Below are 20,903 nucleotides of genomic sequence, written 5' to 3' on the forward strand. Positions count from 1 at the left end.
GGAGATATCGTAGGGTGGGCAAAGCGACTTGTCCGCCGAAGCTCAATGAGCGAAGGCGGAAGCCTGCCCACCACCTTTTTCAATCGGAGGCAGATGGTGGGCACGGCGCAAGAGCGCCTTTGTCCACCCTACAGGACTTACAGGACCGGCTTTCTGCTCAATGCAGCCGGAACACGCCGTCCACGGCGCGCAGCTCGGCCGGCTTGATCAGCTTGGAATGCGCTACGGTGACGGAATGGAGCGGACCGTCGAGCTTCTCCTGCCAGAACGCCAGGAAGTCCTTCAGGGCGGGGAATTTCGGAAACATATCGTAGTTCTGCCAGACATAGGTCTGGAGCAGCGAGGGATGGTCCGGCATCCGGTAGAGAATTTGTGCCGTCGTCAGCCCGTAGCCCAGCATCTGTTTCCGGAAGTCCTCGGAAACGCCCCCACTCCGCAAGCCCATGCCAACCTCCTTTGCAGGAGCGCATTGAGGGGTGGCTTGATCGGTGCCCCGGGGAGCCACCCGGAAACGATGCGCTCACATGAGAGAAATGTGACGCAAACTGACAATCCATCTCAAGCCCAAAAGTTTAACAAGCTGTTGAAATTCAATGCTTTAGCAGCACAGGAGGCTCCGTGCTAATACGGTCATGAAGACCGGTTAACGATGGTAAAGAGATTCTGGCAGGCCGGCCTTTGGAGCGCCAAATTTTCTGCTAGAAGCCCTTGCCCCCGCAAATTTCCTGTCCTATTTCAGCTCCGCCGGCGCTAGCACTCGCGGGCGCCGATTGCTAACACTTTGAAATCATCAACTCGTGCAAATGCTTAGGAGAGCTGCATGAAATTCCGTCCGCTTCACGACCGCGTCGTGGTCAAGCGCATCGACGCAGAAGAGAAGACCGCCGGCGGCATCATCATCCCCGACACTGCCAAGGAAAAGCCCTCCCAGGGCGAAGTCGTCGCCGTTGGCCCGGGTGGCCGCGACGAAGCCGGCAAGCTGATCCCGATCGACCTGAAGGTCGGCGACCGCGTGCTGTTCGGCAAGTGGTCCGGCACCGAGGTCAAGATCGACGGCGTCGATCTCCTGATCATGAAGGAAAGCGACATCATGGGCGTCCTCGACGTCCCCGCTTCCAAGAAGAAGGCGGCTTAAGAGCCCCTCTCCTCCCTCCAGTCAAACATCATCCAAGGAAAACTCCAGATGGCAGCCAAAGAAGTCAAATTCTCGGTTGAAGCGCGCGACAAAATGCTGCGCGGCGTCGACGTTCTCGCCAACGCGGTGAAGGTCACGCTCGGTCCGAAGGGCCGCAACGTCGTGCTCGACAAGTCGTTCGGCGCTCCCCGCATCACCAAGGACGGCGTCACCGTCGCCAAGGAGATCGAGCTCGACGACAAGTTCGAGAACATGGGCGCCCAGATGGTGCGCGAAGTCGCCTCCAAGTCCGCTGACGCGGCCGGCGACGGCACCACCACCGCCACCGTGCTCGCCCAGGCGATCGTGAAGGAAGGCGCCAAGTCGGTTGCCGCCGGCATGAACCCGATGGACCTCAAGCGCGGTATCGACCTCGCGGTCGAGGCCGTGGTTGCGGACCTGCAGAAGAACTCGAAGAAGGTCACCTCGAACGAGGAGATCGCCCAGGTCGGCACCATCTCGGCCAACGGCGACCAGGAGATCGGCAAGTTCCTCTCCGACGCCATGAAGAAGGTCGGCAACGAGGGTGTCATCACCGTCGAGGAAGCCAAGTCGCTCGAGACCGAGCTCGACGTCGTCGAGGGCATGCAGTTCGACCGCGGCTACATCTCGCCCTACTTCGTCACCAACGCCGACAAGATGCGCGTTGAGATGGACGACGCCTACATCCTCATCAACGAGAAGAAGCTCTCCTCGCTGAACGAGCTGCTGCCGCTGCTCGAGGCCGTGGTGCAGACCGGCAAGCCGCTGGTCATCGTCGCCGAGGACGTCGAAGGCGAAGCCCTCGCGACCCTGGTCGTGAACCGCCTGCGCGGCGGCCTGAAGGTCGCGGCCGTCAAGGCTCCGGGCTTCGGCGATCGCCGCAAGGCCATGCTGCAGGACATCGCGATCCTGACCGGCGGCCAGGCGATCTCGGAAGATCTCGGCATCAAGCTCGAGAACGTCACGCTCAACATGCTCGGACGCGCCAAGAAGGTGATGATCGACAAGGAGAACACCACGATCGTCAACGGCGCCGGCAAGAAGGCCGACATCGAGGCGCGCGTGGCCCAGATCAAGGCGCAGATCGAGGAGACCACCTCGGACTACGACCGTGAGAAGCTCCAGGAGCGTCTCGCCAAGCTCGCAGGCGGCGTCGCGGTGATCCGCGTCGGTGGCGCGACCGAGGTCGAGGTGAAGGAGCGCAAGGATCGCGTTGATGACGCGATGCATGCGACCCGCGCGGCTGTCGAGGAAGGCATCGTCCCGGGCGGCGGCGTCGCCCTGCTCCGTGCCTCCGAGCAGCTCAAGGGCCTGCGCACCAAGAACGACGACCAGAAGACCGGCGTCGAGATCGTGCGCAAGGCGCTGTCGGCTCCCGCCCGCCAGATCGCGATCAACGCCGGTGAAGACGGCTCGGTGATCGTCGGCAAGGTGCTGGAGAACAAGTCGTACAATTACGGCTTCGACAGCCAGACCGGCGAATATGCCGACCTCGTCAAGAAGGGCATCATCGACCCGACCAAGGTGGTCCGTACCGCGATCCAGAACGCTGCCTCGGTGGCCGCGCTCCTGATCACCACGGAAGCCATGGTCGCCGAGCTGCCCAAGAAGGGCGGCGCCGGTCCGGCGATGCCCCCGGGCGGCGGCATGGGCGGCATGGACTTCTAAGCGTCCAACGATCTCAAGAACGACGAAACCCCGGCAGCGATGCCGGGGTTTTTGTTTGGGGGATGCTCTCTCCCCGTCATTCCGGGGCGCGCCCGCTTGGGCGCGAGCCCGGAATGACAGCAGGCCTACCGCACCTTCCCCAGCCGCTCGAAGCGCGGCTCGCCGTCTTCGTCGAGCGACCAGAAGATCCGCGTCACCCTGCCGACGAGGTTGTCCATCGGCACGAAGCCGAACGTCGACATCATGCGGCTGTCGGTGGAATTGTCGCGGTTGTCGCCGAGCGCGAAGAAATGGCCCGGCGGCACCGTGAAGACGCTGGTGTTGTCGAGGTAGCCGTTGTCGTCGCAGTCGTTGGTCACGTAGGACGCGCCGTTCGGCAGCGTCTCGCGCCAGCGCTTGACCTTCGCGTCCTCGTCGCCTCCGCAGGTCGAACCGGCGGGCCGCGCTTCCAGGGCGACGCGCGTCACCGGGCGGTCGTTGAGGATGAGCTGGCCCTGCCGCATCTGGATGCGGTCGCCGGGCAGCCCGACCACGCGCTTGACGTAGTCGACCGAATTGTCCTTCGCGGTCCGGAACACGACGATGTCGCCGTATGCGGGGTCGGCGGCGAGAATACGGCCCGAGATGAAGGACGGCGCGAACGGAGTGGAGTAGCGGCCGTAGCCATAGGCATATTTGGCGGCGAAGACGTAGTCGCCAACCATCAGCGTCGGCGCCATCGAACCCGAGGGGATGCTGAACGGCTGATAGAGCACGAAACGAAACAGGATCAGCGGCGACCACAGCACCGGGACCAGCAGGATCAGGATGACAATCGCTTTCCAGTCCCGCGCTTGCGCCCGCGAGGGCCGGGTCGTTTCCGAAAGAATGGTCATGCACCTGCCCCGATCAAGTCTCGTCGCGAGATTAAGCAACCCTGGCGCACGCGCAATCCCGGCTCCGTGATCTTGGTCGCACATCGCGCAGGCTGCGTTCAATGTGCAGGCCTGGACCTCCCCCGTGGTCAGCCAGGCGAGGCATCCTTGAAGCAGTGCCTGACCCAGTCGATCGTCACGCGCGTCGCCGCGTCGCGCTTGAGATGGTTCTGCACGAGCAGCCACACGTCGCGCCGCTTCGACAGCAGCGTGGCGCGCAGACCGCGGTCGGCAAGCAAGGCGGTGCAGCTGTGCTCGGGCAGCACGCCGACGGCCTGATGCGACTGGATCATCGTCCTGATGATGCGGACATTGTCCGTGATGCAACGGACGTTCGTCAGCCGCTTGGCACGCAGGAACTGCGCTTCCGGGATCGTGTCGAGCTCGTCCGGATAGACGCAGGCGATCGGCTCGCCTCCGGTGCGGTCGGCAGGCTCGAAGTAATACAGCCTGACATCGCCGAGCTTGGAGATGGTGAAGTCGCCCTTCTCCGGCTTGCGCAGGCGGATGGCGAGGTCGGCCTGCCAGCGCGAGAATTTGACGTTGCCGCTGGAGGTGAGGAATTGCAGGGTCAGGCCGGGATGATCGCGCAGGAAGCTGCTCGTCCGCGGCGCCAGCAACTCCTCGGCGACCGCATTGGTCGAGGCGATGCGAAGGCGCCCGACCGGGCCCGGCTGGCTCTCCTTGATGCGATCGATCGCGGCGGCATGGGCGGCCATCGCGCCGACATGTTCGAGCACCGCCTCGCAATGGCGCGTCGGCCGTCGCAGCCCGTCCACGGCGTCGAACAGCGGCACGCCGAGATCGCGCTGGATGCGCGCCAGACGGCGGCCGACGGTGGTCTCGTCGATGCGCAGCCGCGCGCTGGCGCCGGCATAGGTGCCCTCGTCCCTCACCGCGGCGATGATGCGCAGATCGTCCCAGTTCATGGGGACCGAGCCTAGCAGGCCATGCTGCCGCCTGCAATTCTGCAGCCATATGCTGCAATAGTCCTGCACAATGGCAGGACGCGGCTGCGCTAATGTCGCGCCATCCGATACGCCAGAAGGCCCTGACCAGCATGACCGCTCCCAAGACCCTGCTCGAACTCGCCGGCGCTGATCTCAATCCGCCGAAGCTCCATGAAGCCTGCCTCGTGCTGATCGACATCCAGAACGAATATTGCGCCGGCCCGCTGGCCCTGCCGGATGCGCAGCCGGCGATCGCAGCAGCCGCGCGCCTGCTGGCGCGGGCAAGGGAGAGCGGCGCTGCGATCTTCCATGTCGCGCACAAGGGCCGCGCCGGCGGCCTGTTCGACCGCGAGGCCGCGCGCGGCGCGATCGTCGAGCGCCTGGCACCGCTCGCGGGCGAAGCCGTGATCGAGAAGGCGCTGCCGAACGCGCTCGCGGGCACCGACCTGCAAGCCCGGCTTACCGCCACCGGACGCAAGAACATCGTTCTGGCCGGCTTCATGACGCACATGTGCGTCTCCTCGACCGCCCGCGCCGCGCTCGATCTCGGCCTGCGCACGACGATCGCAGCCGACGCCTGCGCCACCCGCGACCTGCCCGACGGCCGCGGCGGCACGCTCGACGCCCGAACGATTCACGAAGTCGCGCTGGCCGAGCTTTCTGACCGCTTCGCGATCATCACGCAGAGCGATGCGTTGACCTGACGGAGCCGATCATGCTGCAACTCTATTTCTTCCCGATGGCCTGCTCGCTCTCCAGCCGCATCGCGCTGATGGAGGCCGGCATCGAGGCGCAATATCATCTCGCTCATATCTGGACGAAGAAAATCGTGGACGACGGCAGCGATTTCCGCGGCGTGTCGCCGAAGGGCGCGGTGCCGGTCCTGGTGCTGGAGAACGGCGAGCGGCTGACCGAGAGCGCCGCGGTGTTGCAATTCATCGCAGACGCGAAGCCGAAGGCCGGTCTTGCGCCCGATCACGGCGATCCCGATCGCTATCGGCTGCAGGAATGGCTGAGCTTCATCGGCGGCGAGATCCACAAGGCGTTCCTGTTTCCAACCTTCTGGTACAAGGACGAGGGCTCGCTGGCCAAGCCGCGCGCAAGGATCACGCAGACCCTGGCGGTGCCGGCTGCGCATCTGGCGGAGCACGAGTTCCTGGTCGGTGATCGCTTTACCGTCGCGGACGCTCATTTGACCTGGGCGCTGCTGCTGCTCCGCCCCGCAGGCGTGGACGTCGCGCAATGGCCGTCCCTGGCGTCCTACCTCGCGCGCATGCAGGCGCGCCCCGCCGTGCGGGAGGCGATCGCGACCGAGCTGGCGCTGCGCAAAACCCTCGCGGCGTGACAGGATGCCACGGCGGGCTGCACCGAGGGTTCCATCGCGAAGGCATTGCCGGCCGCGCGGCATGCGCTAAGCTGGGAGATATTTTTTCAATATTTCCCGGACGGCTCCCATGTGCGCTTTTTCACGCCTTCACCTGCCCGGTTTCTCTCTGGTTTTGCTCGCCGGCTGGCTCGGCCTTGGTCCCGCATCTGCCGAGACGCGCGTCGCGCTCGTCATCGGCAACGGCGCCTATGCTTCGACGGCGCAGCTTCCGAACCCCTCGCACGATGCCGAGGACGTCGCGGCCTCGCTGAAGCGGAGCGGCTTCGAGGTGATCCAGGGAATCGATCTGCGGCAGTCCGACATGCAGGACCTCACCATCCGCTTCGCACGCGCCGCAAGCCGCGCCGACGTCGCCATGTTCTACTACAGCGGCCATGCCATGCAGTACAACGGCGTCAACTATCTGATGCCCGTGGACGCCGTGCTGGCGGATGAAGCCGACCTCAAGCGCTTCGTGCGCGTCGACGACATCATCAACGACCTGCAACAGGCCAAGAACCTGCGCATCCTCGTGCTCGATTCCTGCCGTGACAATCCGCTGGCCGAAACCCTGAAGCGCTCGGCCGGTGCGACGCGTGCCGCCTCGATCGGGCGGGGCCTGTCGAAAGTCGAGGCGCCGCGCGGCACGATCGTGTCGTTCTCCACGCAATCAGGACAGGTTGCCGCCGACGGTGTCGGCCGCAACAGTCCCTACACGACGGCGTTCCTGAAGCACATCGAGGAGCCGCACGAGATCGGCGACGTCTTCCGCGACATCAGCAGCGACGTCTACGACGCGAGCGGCAAGGCGCAGCTGCCGGAGCTGTCGCTGTCGATCATCGGAAAATTCTATCTGAACGGACCAGTGTCGGTCACGGTGGCGCCCGCCGCGCCGCAAGCCGCGCCGAAGGCCGATCCTTGCTCGGCTGCGGAGGCCCATTGGAAGGCCGCGGACGGGATCGGCACGCTGGCGGCCTTCGAGGACCATCTCGCGCGCTTTCCGAACTGCATCTTCGCCACCCTCGCCAAGGCGCGCGCCGAGGGATTGAAGCAGAAGGTCGCGTTGGCGCCGAGCGGCAACGCGCGAACCACCGGCAGCAAGGATTTCGACGGCAATTGGGACGTGACGCTGAACTGCCTGCCGACCGGCAAGGCGCAGGGGTTCACAAGGCCGCTGGTCGCCACGGTGACCAACGGCGTGTTTCACGCCGAAGCCCAGGGCAGAGACGGCGTCAACCGGCTGGAGATCGACGGCCAGATCCCGGCCGACGGCAAGACGACCTTGAGCGCGCGCGGCACGACGGGCGCGAGCACCTACACGCTCAACAACCTCGCGCCCGGCTCGCCATACGCCTTCACGGTCGATGCGCAGTTCGATCGCACCCGTGGCAGCGGCAAACGCAACGAGGCGCGCGCCTGCAATCTTGTTTTCGTCAAGCGCTGATCGTGCGATATCACGCAATGCGGGCAACGGGGGCGGCCCCGCCCCCGCAACACGCGGACATCTCACGACAGGAACAAGATCATGGCAACGCATGACGGAACGAAGATTCTTGCCGGCAAGATCGCCCTGGTGACCGGCGCAGGCCGCGGGCTTGGCCGCGCCTTCGCGGAAAAACTCGCCGCCCTCGGTGCCGACGTCGCCATCCACGGCATGCGCGAGAACGGGCCGGCGGAATATGGCGAGGGCACCACGCTGACCGCGGTGGCCGCGGAGATCGGCAAGGAATTCGGCGTCCGCAGCCAGCGCGTGCTCGGCGATCTCACCAAGGGTGAGGACATCGCGCGCGTGATTGCCGAGACGGAACGCGCGCTCGGCCCGATCGACATCCTCGTGCACAATGCCGGCGGCGACATCGCGGCCGCCGGTGGCAAGCCCGATCCGAACGACGCGGTCCACATCAAGGAAGCGGATGTGCGCGCGGTGCTGGAGCGCAATCTGCTCTCGACCATCCTGACCTGTCAGGCGGTCGCGAAAGGCATGATGGAGCGGCGGGCCGGCCGCATCGTCACGCTCGGCTCGGTCGCCGCCTTCAAGGGACGCACCCAGGGCTCGATCTATGCGGTGTCGAAGGCGGGCGTCACCCACTACACGCGGTGCCTCGCCGACCAGCTTCGCCCCTACGACATCGCCGTCAACTGCATCGCGCCGGGCGACACCCGCACCGGCCGCTTTCTCGGCACGCGCGCGGTGGACCCTGGCCGGATGGTCGAGACCGGCACGCTCGATCGCATCGCCACCGTCGACGAGGTCGCGCGCGTCGTCGAGTTCTTCGCAGGGCCGATGGGCGCCTTCGTCTCAGGCCAGGTGCTGCGGGTCGACGGCGGCGGACAATGCTGGCCGGGCTGACGCGCAAAAAGAAAAGGGCCGCTGCGAAGCGGCCCTTTTGCATCGTCTCGATTGATTGAGCTTACTCGACCCGCGCCAGCACCGCGAGCTTGCGGATGCCCTTGTTGCGATAGGCGTCGAGGAACGCGTAATAGTCCTTGAACGACACGCAACCGTTGGAGTCGCCGTTCGGCCCGAGCATGAAGGTGTGGGCGAGCAGGCCGTCGCGGCCGTAGATCGCGCTCTCGCCGCCGATCGGGGTCAGGCGCAGCGCCGGCACGCCGTGGAACAGCGCCTCGCGCGGCTTCAGCGTGTAGATGTGCGGCGGGGTCACGCCGCGCATGCGCGTGCGCTGTGAGCGCGGATCGTCGAGATTGGAGCCGAGGCCGGAATGCGCCTCGAGCTTGGTGCCATCGGGCAGATACACCGTCTTGGCCGTGATGTCGTAGACCGCGGTGTCGCGCTCATAGGGCGGCGCGCCGCCGAACATCGGGTTCTGCTCCTTCGGCGCGATGGCCGAGGTCACGCTGGCATCGGCCGAGGCATAGGCCAACAGCCCGCCGGACGGCTCACGCTTGCCCCAGAGCTTTTCCACCATCGACTGGCGCGGCCCGGTGATCGACATCACCGCGGCCTTGGCGCGGTCCGCAAATGACTTCTTCGCCTCGGGTGCCGGCACGATCTGCGCGGGATCGGCCGAAGCGAGCTGCATATGGGCATCCGGAGCGTGCTTGGCCTTGTCCGCAGCCTTGTCGGTCGTCTTCTCGTTCGTCTTGGCCGGGGCCGGCTTCAGCGCCTCCGCGACCTTCGCGATCACGCTCTGCTTCGGCGGATCTTTCACCACCGCAACCTGGGTCGCAGGCGCCGCGCTCGCTGCGTTCGACGCCACACCCTGGGTCGCGGCCGCGGCAAAGCGCTCGTTGAACATCTCGCGCGAGATCGGGGCGGCGACCTGCAGCCGGTCTGGCAGCAACGCGAAAGCTTCCTTGATGGCGTCGCCGGCCTCGCGCAGCGCGACCTTGGGCGCACGCTTCACCACCGGCTCGTCGTAGCCGAGGCTACCGACGGTCGGATAGACGCTCGCGCCGAAGACGTTGCTGTAGATGGTCCAGCCGGCGCACATCACGACGCAGCCGATCGCCGCGGCGCCAAGCCAATTGGTCGTGCTCATTTTGCGGGAAGGCTTCCGAAGAGAATTCTTGCCAGGATTCTTGCCAAGATTCTTGGACTTCCGTGCCGCGTTACTATGCGCAGCGATACTCGTACTCATTCGCCTTGCGTCCAGGACGGTGTCACTCAGTCCCCCTTCAAAGTGCCGCTGGTCACGATCCGGGAACAGCATTTCGCAGAGGGTCGGAGCGTCATTAAGGCGACTTTTAGTTAAATGCGGATTAAGTTCAGGCGTATGTAGGGCAACTCGTTAACGCTGTCTCATTCTGAGAAAAAATCCCGCAGAACTACGGACTTAGACGCGTCTGTTAACCATAATTCTCGGCCGGATCGGCGCATTCAGCGGACCTCTCCGGCCCCCTCTTAAGCGCATCCAACCAAGTCCTTTTCGTGGTCATCAATGCCCGGAAGATACCGGAGAAGGGTTGTGCGAGGCTGGTGCGCGGGAGTCCTCAGCATGGCACGAGGGCTCGCCCCACATCACACTTCGCGCACAGAGCGCTACGGTGCCCTGACCGAAAGTTGATCGCGCCGATCTGGAAAAGGCCATGCGAAGAAAATAGCTCCAGACTCGGCACTTTTCGGCAGCCTCTGCGTGTGATACGGTACCGTATCAACATCGCCTTGAACTGTGCCAAGCACGCAAATGGAGGCTGGCATGAGTGGGGTCGCGCGCGCTGGGCTTTTGGCTCTCGTATGGTCGTCCTTGTTGATGGGATATGCGGCCGCGCAGCCCGCCAATGCAGGTTGCACGTCGTCGATTTCAGCCGCGAGCACGCAAGTCTGGCGCTGCGACAATGGCATCACCATCGTCGCAGAAAACGGCGCCCGATTTGAACTAAAGGACGCCAACCGCGACGGACATATAGACTCCGTCGAGTTGAGCAGCAGAGCCCTGCTGGTCGAGGTGCCCAAGAAGCCCCGCGGCAATCCCTTCAAGGTGCTGACCCCGCAGGCGATTGCCGCGGTGCGCGGCACAAGATGGGCGGTCGACGTCGCTGAGACCAAAACCTCCGTTTTCGTCGCTGACGGCCGTGTCGGCGTGAGCCGACGAGCTCGGGGGCGCGGCGTCGTACTTGGCCCCGGCGAAGGCGTCGACGTCGAAGCGACCGGCCCGCTGACCGTCAAGACATGGGGCCAGCCGCGCGTCGACGCGCTGATGGCAAGGCTTGGGCAATAAGGCTTGGTCGATAAGGCTGGGTCAACAGGACTTAAAACAAAGAAGATTGCAGTACGTAGTGACGAGACGCGTTCAGATCCTGGTGGCACTCGCCCTCACCGCGTTGTGGGGCGCCGGCATCTATGCCGCGCACGCAGACGGCCATCTGCGCTTTCTCGACCGCCTCGAAGCGACACTGACCGATTGGCGAACACAGGTCCGCGGCGTGCAGCGTCCGCCCGATCTCGTTACCATCGTTGCGATCGACGATACCGTCGTGAAGCGCGGCGGCAGCTATCCACTGCCGCGCGCCGATCTCGCCCGGGTCGTCGACACCATCGTGCAGTTCAAGCCGAAGGTCGTCGCGATCGATCTCCTCCTGGTCGATCGTAGCGCCGCGATCGGCGACGCAACGCTGGCCAACACGCTGGCTACCGGGCCCATGGTGCTGGCCGCGGCGGCGATCTTTCCCAGCGCCAGCGAAACCGTGGAGCCGAGCAGCGCGGGCCCCCTCGCCGTGCTGCCGCAGGCCGAACGCTTCCTGCTGCCGTTGCCGGCGTTCGCCGACCACGCCGATGTGGGCGTCGTCAACGTCGCGACGGGGCAGTCGGGCTCACCGCTTTCGGTACCGATGCTGTTCCGGACGCACGACAAGGTCGAGCTGTCATTCCCCTTGCGGGTCGCCACCCGCGCGCTCGACAAGCCGCTGACGATTGCCTCGGATCACCTCATGCTCGGCGAGCGCGCGGTGCCGACCGACGCCGATTTCGCGCTGCCGATCACCTATTACGGTCCGCGACGCACCATCCGCACTGTCAGCGCGCAGAGCGTCTTCGACGGCACGCTCGATCGCGCGGCGATCGAGAACCGGATCGTCGTGATCGGCGCCTCGGTCGCCGGCGGCGGCGACTTCTATCCCACACCGTTCGATTCGCTGATGCCCGGCGTCGAAGTGGTCTCGACCGCGATCACGCATCTCGTTGCCGGAGACGGCGTCGTGCGCGATTACAGGGTTCATGTTGCCGACGCGCTCGCTGCAATCCTGCTGCCGATGCTGCTGGTCGGCTTGCTGGCCTGGCGGCGCAGCGCGCTCGGTATCATGGCGGCGGCCGCGGTAATGATTGCCTGGGCCGGCCTCAACGCGCTCGCCTTCACGCATGGCGTCTGGCTGAATGCGGCAACGACGCTCGCCGCCGCCGTGCCGCCGGTTGCGGTCTTTGCGGGCGTCCAGCTGTGGGTCGGAGGCCGCCGCACGCAGTATCTCGCAGCCAAGAGCAGGTCGCTCGCCCGGTTGCAGGCGCCTGCGGTGCAGGAGTGGCTGGCGCGAGATCCGAATTTCCTGTCCAAGCCGGTCCGGCAGAACGCAGCCGTGGTCTTCATCGACCTCTCCGGGTTCACGGGCTTGAGCGAACAGACCGATCCTGACGCGATCCAGGAGGTTTTGCAGGCATTTCACGCGTTGATCGACAGGACCGCGGTCGATTGCGGCGGCACGATCACGGGCTTTCTCGGTGACGGCGCCATGATTCTGTTTGGGCTTCCGGGCGCGATGCCCGATGATGCGGCGCGCGCGCTGAAATGTGCGATCGACCTGCATCGCGGCGTCGAACAATGGATCGCCTCGCTGTCTCCCGCCATCGGCGATCGGCTGGGCTTCAAGATCGGCGCGCATTTCGGCGAGATCGTCGCCTCCCGTCTCGGCGAAAGCCACCAGCACATCACCGCGACAGGCGACACCGTCAACGTCGCGAACCGGCTGATGGAGGTCGCCGTCCAGAACGATGCGCGGCTCGCGCTGAGCGATACGCTGCTGGATGCCGCCGACTTCCACGGGGCCCCCGACGGCGTTCTGTCGGGGCCCCTCCTGGCCCACGTCCGCGGTCGCTCAGGCGTCGTGACCGTGTGGTTCTGGCGCGATCAAAACGGGCCTGCGCAAACGGCGGCCAAGGCCGAGGCGATTGACTGATGGTCGTTGCTATCGCCTCAGCACTCCGCCGTCGTCCCTGCCTAGTGCGCAATTGCGCACGGGCGCAGGGACCCATACCGCGTGATCCATCGATGAGCACAGCTAGCCGTACCGACTAAAAAAGCCCACGAGCAGTCTTCGCCAAACTCCTCCCTGGGGGTATGGGTCTCCGCCTTCGCGGGGACGACACCATGGAAGCAGTGAGGCCGCTACCTGGCTTCCGGCGGCGGCGAGCGGTCGAGCACGTCGCCCCTGGCGTCCTCCAGCAGATCGATGCCGTACGTCTCGACCACGAGCGGGCCGCGCTTGCGCTGCAATTGCGCAACCTGCGTGACTTTCGCAAAGAGATCATTGAGCGCGGGGTGACCGCCCGCGCGCAGCTCGTCGACATAGAGCAGCTTGCCCGCAAGCAGCTTTGGATCGGGCTCGGCCATATTGACCCAGCGGATGCGCTGGTTCTGCTGCAGGACGCAGGTGCCGCGCGGCAAATAGAAGGCGAGCCAACCCGTGGTGCCGTAATCCTGCGCGAGCACGCAGGTCGCGCCATGACGCACGCGCTCGGCTTCGATCCCCGCGGCGAGCTCGCGCCAGCCGACGCCGACACTGCGCACGGTCGCGTCGCGGCGATAGAAGGACAGCCAACCGGTATTGGCCTGCACGACCAGCGCGATGAACATCACGACGCCCGCGGGCGCAGCCCAGCGCAGGCAGAAGTCCACGAGGCGACGCGCACGCGGCCCCCACTGCGCGAGGCTGACGGCGGCGCCCGCGGCGAGGACGAAGGGCGGATAGACCGGCGCGAACCAATTGGCCTCGACGCGGGCATGCAGCGAATGCCAGACGAAATAGGCGACGATGGTCCAGAACAGCGCCTCGATCAGCACGCGCGAGGCCAGCGCGCCGGCACGTTGCCAGGTCAGCGCATGCAATCCCATGGCGCCGAGAATGAAGACCAGCGGGGTCGCGAACGCGATCTGGGTCGGGATCAGCTCGGCGATGAAGACCGGACGGAAGTCTTCGATCCTGGCGCGGCCGAGCTGCTTGGCGAACGAGACCCATTGATGATCCGCGTTCCAGAGGATCACCGGCGAGAACAGCGCCAGCGCAACGAGGCCGCCGAGATAGGGCCAGGGCGAGAGGAACCAGCGCCGCAGTTTCGGCACGCAAGCAAGCCAGATCAGGATCGCAGCGCCAAAGAACATCGCGGTGTATTTCGACAGCAGCGCCGCGCCGACGGCAGCGCCGACTGCGAGCCACCAGGCGCCGCGGCCGGTCTCGAGCACCTTGGCGAGGAAGAACAGCACGAAGCTGGAGGCCACCAGCAGCGGCGCATCCGGCGTCACGATCAGCGTGCCGACGGAGGCCAGCAGCGTCACATTGAGCAGGATCGCGCTGGTCGCCGCGACGCGTACCCCGCCGAACAGGATCGCCGCAGAGCGGTAGATGGCATAGCTCATCGGCAAGCCAAGCAGGATAGAGACGAGGCGGACGCCGAGCTCGGTATCGCCAGCGATCATGGTGCCGGCACGGATCACATAGGCGACCATCGGCGGATGATCGTAGTAACCGCCCGCCAGGTTCTTCGACCACATCCAGTAATAGGCTTCGTCGAAGGTGATCGGCGTGACGGCGGCGGCGACCAGCCGCAGGGCCACCAGCGCCAGAATCACCAGCGCGGTGTTGCGGACGATCCGCGCGTCGGCTCCGGCCATCTTCCGGCTATTTCTTGCGCCAGACGAACAGGCCTGACATCGCGTAGTTCCACACCACGCCCATCAGCGCACCGGCCATGCCGGCCAACCACCAGATCGGCTCCTGGTCGTAGACCGAGAAGGCGACGCCGACATTGGCGAGCAGCCCGACGCTGCACACGATGTAGAAGGCGATCAGGCCGCGCAGCAGGGCAAAACCCTTCAGCCGCTGGTCGCGATAGGTGAGGAAGTTGTTGAGGACGAAATTGCTGGTCATCGCGACGATGGCGCCGGCGGCCTGCGCCTCCGCGAACGGCGCCTTGAACAGCTGAAGTCCGATGAACAGCGTGGTGAGATGCACGACAAGGCCGATGCCGCCGACCATCGCGAACAGGACGAAGCGCAGCGAGACGATGTCGTTGGTCAGCTTGGCGAGCACGAGGCCGAGGAAATCCAGCGCGACCATGGAATCGAGCTTGCTCTCGCCGTGCTGGCGGGCGCCGAAGGTGTAGGGAATCTCGACGGCCCGCAGGCCGCCATGTGCGGTCGCGACGAGGTCGAGCAGGATCTTGAAGCCGTGCACCGACAGTTTCGGCGCGAGCTCTTCGAAACGGTCGCGGCGCACCATGAAGAAGCCGCTCATGGGATCGGCGATCTCGACCCGCAGCATCTTCCTGGCGACCTCGGTCGCCAGCGCACTGGCGCCGGCGCGCTGCTTGTTGAAACCTTCGCTCTTGTAACCCTCGATGTAGCGGCTGCCGACCACGAGATCGGCCTCGTCGCTGGCGAGCAGCAACAGCATCTTCGGCAACTGCGTCTCGTCGTGCTGGAGGTCGGCGTCGATCACGGCCACGAAGGGCGCGCTGGAAGCCAGGATACCCTCGATGCAGGCGCCCGACAGGCCGCGGCGGCCAATGCGGCGGATACAGCGCACGCGACTGTCCTGCTGCGCCAGGGCGCGCACGACGTCCCAGGTGCCGTCGGGCGAATTGTCGTCGACGAACACGACTTCCCAGGCGACGTTGGCGAGCGTCGCCTCCAGCCGCCGGTACAGCACCGTGACGTTGTCGCGCTCGTTGAAGGTCGGGACGATCACCGACAGTTCCGGGCCCTCTTGAGCCTGAGGCGGATGGTCGGAGCCGGGTCTGATCGCTTCATTCATGACGGCAGCGTATATCCGCCGCGTCCTGCGCTGCCAAGTTCTCGCGCTGCCAAGCCGGGAGATCTGTGGGAATCGACCCAAAAGGGGTCCCAAAATGCCAACGACCCCGGAACGGCGGGCCGCGCGTACATCCGGCGCAGGCCTTAAGCTATTCCAAGGTCGTCCCAGCGCCGGAGTTTTTCGCTCAACGTCGCCGTTAAAGGCTAAATAGGAACGCCGGGACAGCTCCGCAAGGGGCCGGAAACCGGAATTCTTGTGCCTTATTGGTTCGGCACCTCCCGGATGATCGGGCCCCGCGGCGCCGGCGCAGCGGGGGCTACGGGAGCCACAGCCGGGGCCGGCTCGACCTTTGCCGGTTTGGGCGGCTTGCCGTACTGGCCGATCGGCCCGAACACGACGGCGACCGCAAGCACGATCGCCGCGACGATCGCGCCCAAAATGCCACCCATCGACTCAGACGCCATGAAACCCATCCCTCATCCAGATACGCCCCATGATACCACGGATGCGCGCAGAGCCGGAAGGGCCCAGGGCCAATAGCGAATGGCGAGTAGCGAATGGAGAAGGCCGCCCTCTTGCCCTATTCGCTATTGGCCATTCGCCACTCCCTCATTTCGTTGGCGGCCTGTGCTTGACGAAAGCCGACACGATATCCTTCTGCGCGGACTCCACCGCCCTGTTCGCGGTCGCGAGATGGGCGCCGGCATCAATGTTCGGGTATTGCGTGGTGAGGTAGTCGAGCAGCGCCACCCGGTAATATTGCCGCTCCGACGGACAGGCGCCCGCAACCGAGCGGCCAAAATCCTGTTCCGTCATTCCCTGATTGCTGTCACGCGAATATTCCCGCGCCAGGCAATGCCAGTAATCGTCGCGGCCCTGCTGGGCGAGCTTCTGTGCGCCCTTGGCATCGTCATCAGCCGCCATGACTGAAGACATCATGGCAGCAGATGTCATCATGACGAGCGCAGCTCCCAGCATCGGCATCCGCATCTTGTTCTCCCTTGTCGCAGATTGCATCACGCAAGCTTAGACTGGAGGCGAGAACTGGCCAATCACATCTCGTTTGACTAGGATGAGGCCTTCCCTCCCCCGTCGATGCGAGATCATCCGTGGCCAAAGCAAAAACCGCGTCCAAAAAATCCGGCAACATCTTCATCGGCATCGGCGGCTGGACCTTCGAGCCCTGGCGCGGCGTGTTCTATCCGGAGAAGCTGACGCAGGCGAAGGAGCTGTCTTACGCAGCCTCGAAGCTGACCTCGATCGAGATCAACGGCACCTATTACGGCTCGCAAAAGCCCGAGAGCTTTCGCAAATGGGCGAGCGAGGTGCCGGACGGCTTCGTGTTCTCGGTGAAGGGACCACGCTTCGCCACCAACCGCCGCGTGCTCGCCGAGGCCGGCGATTCCATCAAGCGGTTCTATGACTCCGGCGTGCTGGAGCTCGGCGATCATCTCGGGCCGGTGCTGTGGCAGTTCGCGCCCACGAAGAAGTTCGACGGCGCCGATTTCGGCAAATTCCTCGAGCTGCTGCCGCGCAAGCTCGAGGGGCGCGCGCTGCGTCACGTCGTCGAGGTCCGCCACGACAGCTTCTGCACGCCGGATTTCATCACGCTGATCCGCGAATTCGAGACGCCCGTCGTGTTCGCCGAGCACGGCAAATATCCTGCCATCGCCGACGTCGCCGGCGATTTCGTCTATGCGCGGCTGCAGAAGGGCAATGACGAGATCAAGACCTGCTACCCGCCGAAGCAGCTCGATGCCTGGGCCGAGCGCTTCAAGGATTGGGCCTCGGGCGGCGAACCCGACGACTTGCCGAAGGTTGACAAGGCCAAGCCCAAGAAGGAACCGCGCGACGTGTTCGCCTACGTCATTCACGAGGGCAAGGTGCGCGCCCCGCACGGCGCCATGGAACTGATCGCGCGGGTGAGCTGAGGTGGCCCATGGCAAAGGCGAAAAAGCTGTTCACCATCGGCTATGAGCAGACACCGCCCAAGGCGGTGCTGGACGAGTTGGAACAGGCCGGCGTCAAGCTCGTGGTCGACGTGCGCGCGGTGACGTCGTCGCGGCGCCCGGGCTTCTCCAAGAAGCAGCTTGCCGCAGGGCTCGACGAGCGCGGCATTTCCTATGTCCACCTCGCCGCCCTCGGCACGCCGAAGGAAGGCCGCCTCGCCGCGCGCAGCGGGCAGTACGATGTGCTGGAAAAGATCTTCTCAAAGCATCTGAAGGCACCTGAGGCCAGGGAAGCCATGGACGAGCTTTCGGCACTGGTGAAGAAGGCGGGCCCGGTGTGCCTGCTCTGTTACGAGCGCGACCACACCCACTGCCACCGCCAGATGATCGCGGAGATCATCGAAGAACGCGATGGGGTCGCGGTGAAGAATCTGGCGGGGCGGCAGGTATAGCCCTCATTGGCGCCGGTTCTAACCGTAGCCGTCATCCTGAGGTGGCCGCTTCTTCAGCGGCCCTCGAAGGACGACGGCGTGCCCGAAGGCTGCATCGCGGCCGCCCATCCTTCGAGGCTCGCAAGAGCTCGCACCTCAGGATGACGGGTCTCGCTTGAACTTGTACTGAGAGAGCGCCTACCCCTCCCCTGCAAGTCCAAACGTCCCCTCCATCATCTGCACACATTGCCCGCCGACATGGGCGGAGACGATCTTGCCGTCCTGCTTGCGCACGCGCGTCAGCAGGATGCTCGGCCGCCCCATGTCAAAGCCTTGGCCGACCGTGAGCTTGAGCTCGCCATCGCGCACGGGATCGAGATCGGCGAACAGTGCGGCCGCGGCAACCGTGGCGCTGCCGGTGGCCGGATCCTCAGCGTAGCCGCCGGCGCCGCGCATGAACATCCGCGCCTGGATCTCGCTCGGCGCCTCCGCCGCGGGCACATCGCGCGTATAGAACCACACCGAGACGGCGCCGTCGCGCGGCAAGAGCCTGCCGAAGGCCGCCGCGTCGGACCTGGCCCGCTTCAGCGCATCGCGCGACGCCACTTCCGCGACCACGAAGGGCGTTCCGACACCGATGACCTGGGGGGCGTGGCGATCGGTCCTGATGTCATCGGCATTCAGTGAGATGCAGGCCGCGACGTCTTTGGCGGAAAGCTGCGCAAGCCGCGACAGCGGCTGCGGCGCGGTCAGCTCGGTACTGACCACCCTTCCCTGCTCCCTGAAGATGTCGACCGGCACGAGACCCGCGATTTCCTCGAACAGCAGGCGCGGCTTCGGCTCCTTCGCAAGGCTCGCCAGCACGAAGGACGTGCCGACATTGGGATGGCCCGCGAACGGCATCTCCCGGACCGGCGTGAAGATGCGCACCTCCGCATCATGGGCCTTGTCGCGCGGCGGCAACACGAAGGTGGTCTCGGAATAGTTGAACTCGGTGGCGATCGCCTGCATCTGCCTGGACGAAAGCCCGCCGGCGTCGAGCACCACTGCGAGCTGGTTGCCGCCGAAGGCGCGATCGGTGAACACGTCGACGGTGATGTAGCGGCGCTGCATCGTCACTTCCCCATGCAAGTCGCGGCCGATAGCCGGCCGCATCGCGCGGCAGTCTACAAGCCGAAAACATCGCTCGTCATGCCCCAAAATTCGGAGCAATCGGAGCAATCGCGAATGACGTTTTGGAAGCGAGCAGGCTGCAGTCATTTCTCGATGTCGGGCTGGCGGATTCCGCCAGCCCGGCATCGCTCGGCGCGATCGTCAGTAAGCGTAGGAGTACCCCGTGTTCGGCAGACACGGTGGCTGCGTGTAGGGCGCAGAGGCATACGCGCCTTCCGCCGGAGCCCTGACACAGGTGTCGGTCATCGCCTGCGTGACGGCAGCGCGAGGCGGGGCAGCGTGGCGCACCGTTGCGGCCTGGGTCTGGGTGGCGGCTGCGGCGATAAGGACCGCCGCGACAAGGGTCAATCGGGTCATTGGCTTTCTCCGGGGTGAAAAGTGAAAGCCGAGACATTCGGCTTCCACAGTGCAATACGCGAAAGCTACCCCTGATATTTCATCACGCGCCTTCACCGAAGCGCGACCCCGTTCAACGAAATGCGACTCACCTGTGAAGGCGCGCTACCCCAATTGAAACACCGCCACCTTCTGCTCGTAACCGCGTACGGAGACCTCGCCGAGCGCGACAGCGTCGCTGCCGGCCTCGCCCAGCGCCTCGCGCACGGTCGCGGAAATCAGGAGCTGCGAGCCGAACTCCTTGTTCAGCGCCTCCAGCCGCGAGGCGAAGTTCACGGTGTCGCCGATGACAGTGTATTCCTTGCGCCGGGGCGAGCCGATATTGCCGGCAACCACCTCGCCGAAATGAATGCCGATGCCGATACGCAGCGGCCAGCTCGTCTGCGCGTTGATGCGGTCCATCGCACGCAGCATCTCGCGGCCCGCGGCAACCGCGCGCTGCGCAGCATCGGAGGCTTCCAGCGGGGCACCGAACAGGGCGAGAAAGCCATCGCCCAGAAACTTGTTCACGATGCCGCCCTGACGATCGAGGATGTCCACCAGCACCGCAAAGGCGCCGTCGAGCCGGTCGACCACTTCCTGCGGACTGCGCGATTGCGCCCCCGCCGTGAAGCCGCGGAAATCGACGAACATCACCGCGACGCGGCGGACGTCACCGCCGGCGCTGGTTCCTGCCGCCATCAACCGTTCCACCACCTGCGGCGAGACGTGCTGACCGAACAGGTTCGTCACCCGGTCGCGCGCGGTCGCCGCCGCAATGCTCGCGGCGAACTGGCGGCGGAGCTGAGCGCCGACAGCGCCCGCCAGCGCACCACAGATCAGGATCACGACGCTGCGCACGGCGTGGAAATAGACCAGGGGATCGCCCGCCTCGTCGGCCGCGTTGTAGTGCAGCGCAACGGACAGCAGCCCGGCAGCGGCCACAAGGCCGGTGAACGCAGAGAGCCAGAAGTCCAGCCGCAGGGTCGAGAGGATGATGAAAATGAAGTACATCAGCGGCACGGCGAAGCCGAGAGCCTGGCTCGGGCCCATGGTGCGGGTTTGCAGGATCAGGATCACCGTGGGCAGCGACGTCTCGATCAGCGTGCCGATGTAACGCCGGATCACCGGCAGATCGCGATCGAGCCGGAGATTCTTCCTGATCTGGGTGTGGACCCAGACCTCGAAAAGGATGAAGCCGCCGAGCAGGCCGTAGACCTCGACCAGCCCCTCCGTTCCGCGCCACACCCGGTTCACCACGCTGGGGTCGATCAGATAGATCGCGGTCAGCAGCACCATCATGATGCAGCCCGTCATGATCAGCGCCCGTACCCGCAACAGCTCGGTGCGCAGCACTTCCCGCGTCAGCTCGCGCTCGAAATCCTCCGACAGCACGGCGTGGTGCCGCGTCCTCCTGCTCGCAAACCTAACCATTCTGCCCCTC

21 protein-coding genes are annotated in these 20,903 nt (G+C 65.2%); 10 read left to right on the plus strand and 11 right to left on the minus strand.

Annotated features, from left to right (window positions below; translation table 11 throughout):
* Positions 1-157: 157 nt before the first annotated feature.
* On the minus strand, positions 158-445 hold the full coding sequence (locus Q0743_RS08995; protein WP_028177340.1) for an usg protein: 288 nt from the start codon (positions 443-445) through the stop codon (positions 158-160).
* 375 nt (positions 446-820) lie between these two features.
* On the opposite strand from Q0743_RS08995, the gene Q0743_RS09000 reads away from it, so the two are divergent.
* Entirely contained in the window at positions 821-1,135 is a 315-nt protein-coding gene (locus tag Q0743_RS09000) for a co-chaperone GroES (protein ID WP_014494241.1), read from the plus strand.
* Positions 1,136-1,183: 48 nt separating this feature from the next.
* Complete coding sequence (gene groL, locus Q0743_RS09005) at positions 1,184-2,824, plus strand: chaperonin GroEL (protein WP_298241184.1); 1,641 nt, start codon at positions 1,184-1,186, stop codon at positions 2,822-2,824.
* A gap of 125 nt (positions 2,825-2,949) precedes the next feature.
* On the opposite strand, the gene lepB is transcribed toward groL, so the two are convergent.
* Both lepB and Q0743_RS09015 read right to left on the minus strand, forming a co-directional pair.
* Positions 2,950-3,699: a signal peptidase I gene (lepB, locus tag Q0743_RS09010; protein ID WP_298241185.1), complete on the minus strand. Its 750-nt coding sequence runs from the start codon at positions 3,697-3,699 to the stop codon at positions 2,950-2,952.
* Positions 3,700-3,827: 128 nt separating this feature from the next.
* The gene (locus tag Q0743_RS09015; protein ID WP_298241186.1) at positions 3,828-4,667 is read right to left on the minus strand and encodes a LysR family transcriptional regulator; all 840 of its coding nucleotides are present in this window, start codon (positions 4,665-4,667) and stop codon (positions 3,828-3,830) included.
* A gap of 131 nt (positions 4,668-4,798) precedes the next feature.
* On the opposite strand from Q0743_RS09015, the gene Q0743_RS09020 reads away from it, so the two are divergent.
* The 4 genes from Q0743_RS09020 (at position 4,799) to Q0743_RS09035 (ending at position 8,404) form a co-directional block, all read left to right on the plus strand.
* Positions 4,799-5,392, plus strand: a complete 594-nt coding sequence (locus Q0743_RS09020; RefSeq protein WP_298241187.1) for a cysteine hydrolase family protein — start codon at positions 4,799-4,801, stop codon at positions 5,390-5,392.
* Between the two features lie 11 nt (positions 5,393-5,403).
* Positions 5,404-6,033 carry a glutathione binding-like protein gene (locus Q0743_RS09025; protein WP_298241188.1) on the plus strand — a complete coding sequence of 210 codons (630 nt, stop codon included), beginning with the start codon at positions 5,404-5,406 and terminating at the stop codon, positions 6,031-6,033.
* Positions 6,034-6,142: 109 nt separating this feature from the next.
* Positions 6,143-7,498, plus strand: a complete 1,356-nt coding sequence (locus Q0743_RS09030) for a caspase family protein (protein WP_298241189.1) — start codon at positions 6,143-6,145, stop codon at positions 7,496-7,498.
* Positions 7,499-7,579: 81 nt separating this feature from the next.
* Positions 7,580-8,404 (plus strand): SDR family NAD(P)-dependent oxidoreductase, encoded by an 825-nt coding sequence (locus Q0743_RS09035; RefSeq protein WP_298241190.1) that lies wholly within the window; start codon positions 7,580-7,582, stop codon positions 8,402-8,404.
* A gap of 61 nt (positions 8,405-8,465) precedes the next feature.
* On the opposite strand, the gene Q0743_RS09040 is transcribed toward Q0743_RS09035, so the two are convergent.
* A complete protein-coding gene (locus Q0743_RS09040) occupies positions 8,466-9,554 on the minus strand; it encodes a tlde1 domain-containing protein (RefSeq protein ID WP_298241191.1) in 1,089 nt (362 codons plus the stop codon).
* A 657-nt stretch (positions 9,555-10,211) separates the two neighbouring features.
* On the opposite strand from Q0743_RS09040, the gene Q0743_RS09045 reads away from it, so the two are divergent.
* Positions 10,212-10,733, plus strand: coding sequence for a FecR domain-containing protein (locus tag Q0743_RS09045; protein WP_298241192.1), 522 nt, complete (start codon positions 10,212-10,214; stop codon positions 10,731-10,733).
* A 58-nt stretch (positions 10,734-10,791) separates the two neighbouring features.
* The gene (locus Q0743_RS09050) at positions 10,792-12,678 is read left to right on the plus strand and encodes a CHASE2 domain-containing protein (RefSeq protein WP_298241193.1); all 1,887 of its coding nucleotides are present in this window, start codon (positions 10,792-10,794) and stop codon (positions 12,676-12,678) included.
* Between the two features lie 209 nt (positions 12,679-12,887).
* On the opposite strand, the gene Q0743_RS09055 is transcribed toward Q0743_RS09050, so the two are convergent.
* The 4 genes from Q0743_RS09055 to Q0743_RS09070 all read right to left on the minus strand — a co-directional run bounded on the left by Q0743_RS09055 (position 12,888) and on the right by Q0743_RS09070 (position 16,521).
* Entirely contained in the window at positions 12,888-14,390 is a 1,503-nt protein-coding gene (locus Q0743_RS09055) for a glycosyltransferase family 39 protein (RefSeq protein ID WP_298241194.1), read from the minus strand.
* Positions 14,391-14,397: 7 nt separating this feature from the next.
* Entirely contained in the window at positions 14,398-15,531 is a 1,134-nt protein-coding gene (locus Q0743_RS09060) for a glycosyltransferase family 2 protein (protein WP_097658314.1), read from the minus strand.
* A 260-nt stretch (positions 15,532-15,791) separates the two neighbouring features.
* The gene (locus Q0743_RS09065; protein ID WP_298241195.1) at positions 15,792-15,995 is read right to left on the minus strand and encodes a hypothetical protein; all 204 of its coding nucleotides are present in this window, start codon (positions 15,993-15,995) and stop codon (positions 15,792-15,794) included.
* 145 nt (positions 15,996-16,140) lie between these two features.
* Complete coding sequence (locus tag Q0743_RS09070) at positions 16,141-16,521, minus strand: hypothetical protein (RefSeq protein WP_298241196.1); 381 nt, start codon at positions 16,519-16,521, stop codon at positions 16,141-16,143.
* A gap of 119 nt (positions 16,522-16,640) precedes the next feature.
* Here Q0743_RS09070 and Q0743_RS09075 point away from each other — a divergent pair, with 119 nt between their 5' ends.
* The gene (locus Q0743_RS09075) at positions 16,641-17,462 is read left to right on the plus strand and encodes a DUF72 domain-containing protein (RefSeq protein ID WP_298241197.1); all 822 of its coding nucleotides are present in this window, start codon (positions 16,641-16,643) and stop codon (positions 17,460-17,462) included.
* A gap of 8 nt (positions 17,463-17,470) precedes the next feature.
* Positions 17,471-17,932, plus strand: coding sequence for a DUF488 family protein (locus tag Q0743_RS09080; RefSeq protein ID WP_298241198.1), 462 nt, complete (start codon positions 17,471-17,473; stop codon positions 17,930-17,932).
* 177 nt (positions 17,933-18,109) lie between these two features.
* On the opposite strand, the gene Q0743_RS09085 is transcribed toward Q0743_RS09080, so the two are convergent.
* From Q0743_RS09085 to Q0743_RS09095, 3 genes are all read right to left on the minus strand, one after another.
* Positions 18,110-19,024, minus strand: a complete 915-nt coding sequence (locus tag Q0743_RS09085; RefSeq protein WP_298241199.1) for a PhzF family phenazine biosynthesis protein — start codon at positions 19,022-19,024, stop codon at positions 18,110-18,112.
* A gap of 201 nt (positions 19,025-19,225) precedes the next feature.
* Entirely contained in the window at positions 19,226-19,441 is a 216-nt protein-coding gene (locus Q0743_RS09090; protein ID WP_298241200.1) for a hypothetical protein, read from the minus strand.
* A 144-nt stretch (positions 19,442-19,585) separates the two neighbouring features.
* Positions 19,586-20,893: an adenylate/guanylate cyclase domain-containing protein gene (locus Q0743_RS09095; protein ID WP_298241201.1), complete on the minus strand. Its 1,308-nt coding sequence runs from the start codon at positions 20,891-20,893 to the stop codon at positions 19,586-19,588.
* Positions 20,894-20,903 lie beyond the last annotated feature (10 nt).

It is taken from the genome of uncultured Bradyrhizobium sp. (assembly GCF_936943645.1).
In the GTDB taxonomy this organism is placed as follows: domain Bacteria; phylum Pseudomonadota; class Alphaproteobacteria; order Rhizobiales; family Xanthobacteraceae; genus Bradyrhizobium.

Excerpts from the sequence above, each read along its gene's own strand:
- Q0743_RS09060 (WP_097658314.1), bottom strand. The coding sequence starts at position 15,531 with ATGAATGAAGCGATCAGACCCGGCTCCGACCATCCGCCTCAGGCTCAA.
- Q0743_RS09035 (WP_298241190.1), top strand. The coding sequence starts at position 7,580 with ATGGCAACGCATGACGGAACGAAGATTCTTGCCGGCAAGATCGCCCTG.
- Q0743_RS08995 (WP_028177340.1), bottom strand. The coding sequence starts at position 445 with ATGGGCTTGCGGAGTGGGGGCGTTTCCGAGGACTTCCGGAAACAGATG.
- Q0743_RS09070 (WP_298241196.1), bottom strand. The coding sequence starts at position 16,521 with ATGCGGATGCCGATGCTGGGAGCTGCGCTCGTCATGATGACATCTGCT.
- Q0743_RS09000 (WP_014494241.1), top strand. The coding sequence starts at position 821 with ATGAAATTCCGTCCGCTTCACGACCGCGTCGTGGTCAAGCGCATCGAC.
- Q0743_RS09055 (WP_298241194.1), bottom strand. The coding sequence starts at position 14,390 with ATGGCCGGAGCCGACGCGCGGATCGTCCGCAACACCGCGCTGGTGATT.
- Q0743_RS09045 (WP_298241192.1), top strand. The coding sequence starts at position 10,212 with ATGAGTGGGGTCGCGCGCGCTGGGCTTTTGGCTCTCGTATGGTCGTCC.
- Q0743_RS09015 (WP_298241186.1), bottom strand. The coding sequence starts at position 4,667 with ATGAACTGGGACGATCTGCGCATCATCGCCGCGGTGAGGGACGAGGGC.
- Q0743_RS09020 (WP_298241187.1), top strand. The coding sequence starts at position 4,799 with ATGACCGCTCCCAAGACCCTGCTCGAACTCGCCGGCGCTGATCTCAAT.
- Q0743_RS09065 (WP_298241195.1), bottom strand. The coding sequence starts at position 15,995 with ATGGCGTCTGAGTCGATGGGTGGCATTTTGGGCGCGATCGTCGCGGCG.
- Q0743_RS09085 (WP_298241199.1), bottom strand. The coding sequence starts at position 19,024 with ATGCAGCGCCGCTACATCACCGTCGACGTGTTCACCGATCGCGCCTTC.
- groL (WP_298241184.1), top strand. The coding sequence starts at position 1,184 with ATGGCAGCCAAAGAAGTCAAATTCTCGGTTGAAGCGCGCGACAAAATG.
- Q0743_RS09040 (WP_298241191.1), bottom strand. The coding sequence starts at position 9,554 with ATGAGCACGACCAATTGGCTTGGCGCCGCGGCGATCGGCTGCGTCGTG.
- Q0743_RS09025 (WP_298241188.1), top strand. The coding sequence starts at position 5,404 with ATGCTGCAACTCTATTTCTTCCCGATGGCCTGCTCGCTCTCCAGCCGC.
- Q0743_RS09095 (WP_298241201.1), bottom strand. The coding sequence starts at position 20,893 with ATGGTTAGGTTTGCGAGCAGGAGGACGCGGCACCACGCCGTGCTGTCG.
- Q0743_RS09030 (WP_298241189.1), top strand. The coding sequence starts at position 6,143 with ATGTGCGCTTTTTCACGCCTTCACCTGCCCGGTTTCTCTCTGGTTTTG.
- Q0743_RS09080 (WP_298241198.1), top strand. The coding sequence starts at position 17,471 with ATGGCAAAGGCGAAAAAGCTGTTCACCATCGGCTATGAGCAGACACCG.
- Q0743_RS09090 (WP_298241200.1), bottom strand. The coding sequence starts at position 19,441 with ATGACCCGATTGACCCTTGTCGCGGCGGTCCTTATCGCCGCAGCCGCC.
- lepB (WP_298241185.1), bottom strand. The coding sequence starts at position 3,699 with ATGACCATTCTTTCGGAAACGACCCGGCCCTCGCGGGCGCAAGCGCGG.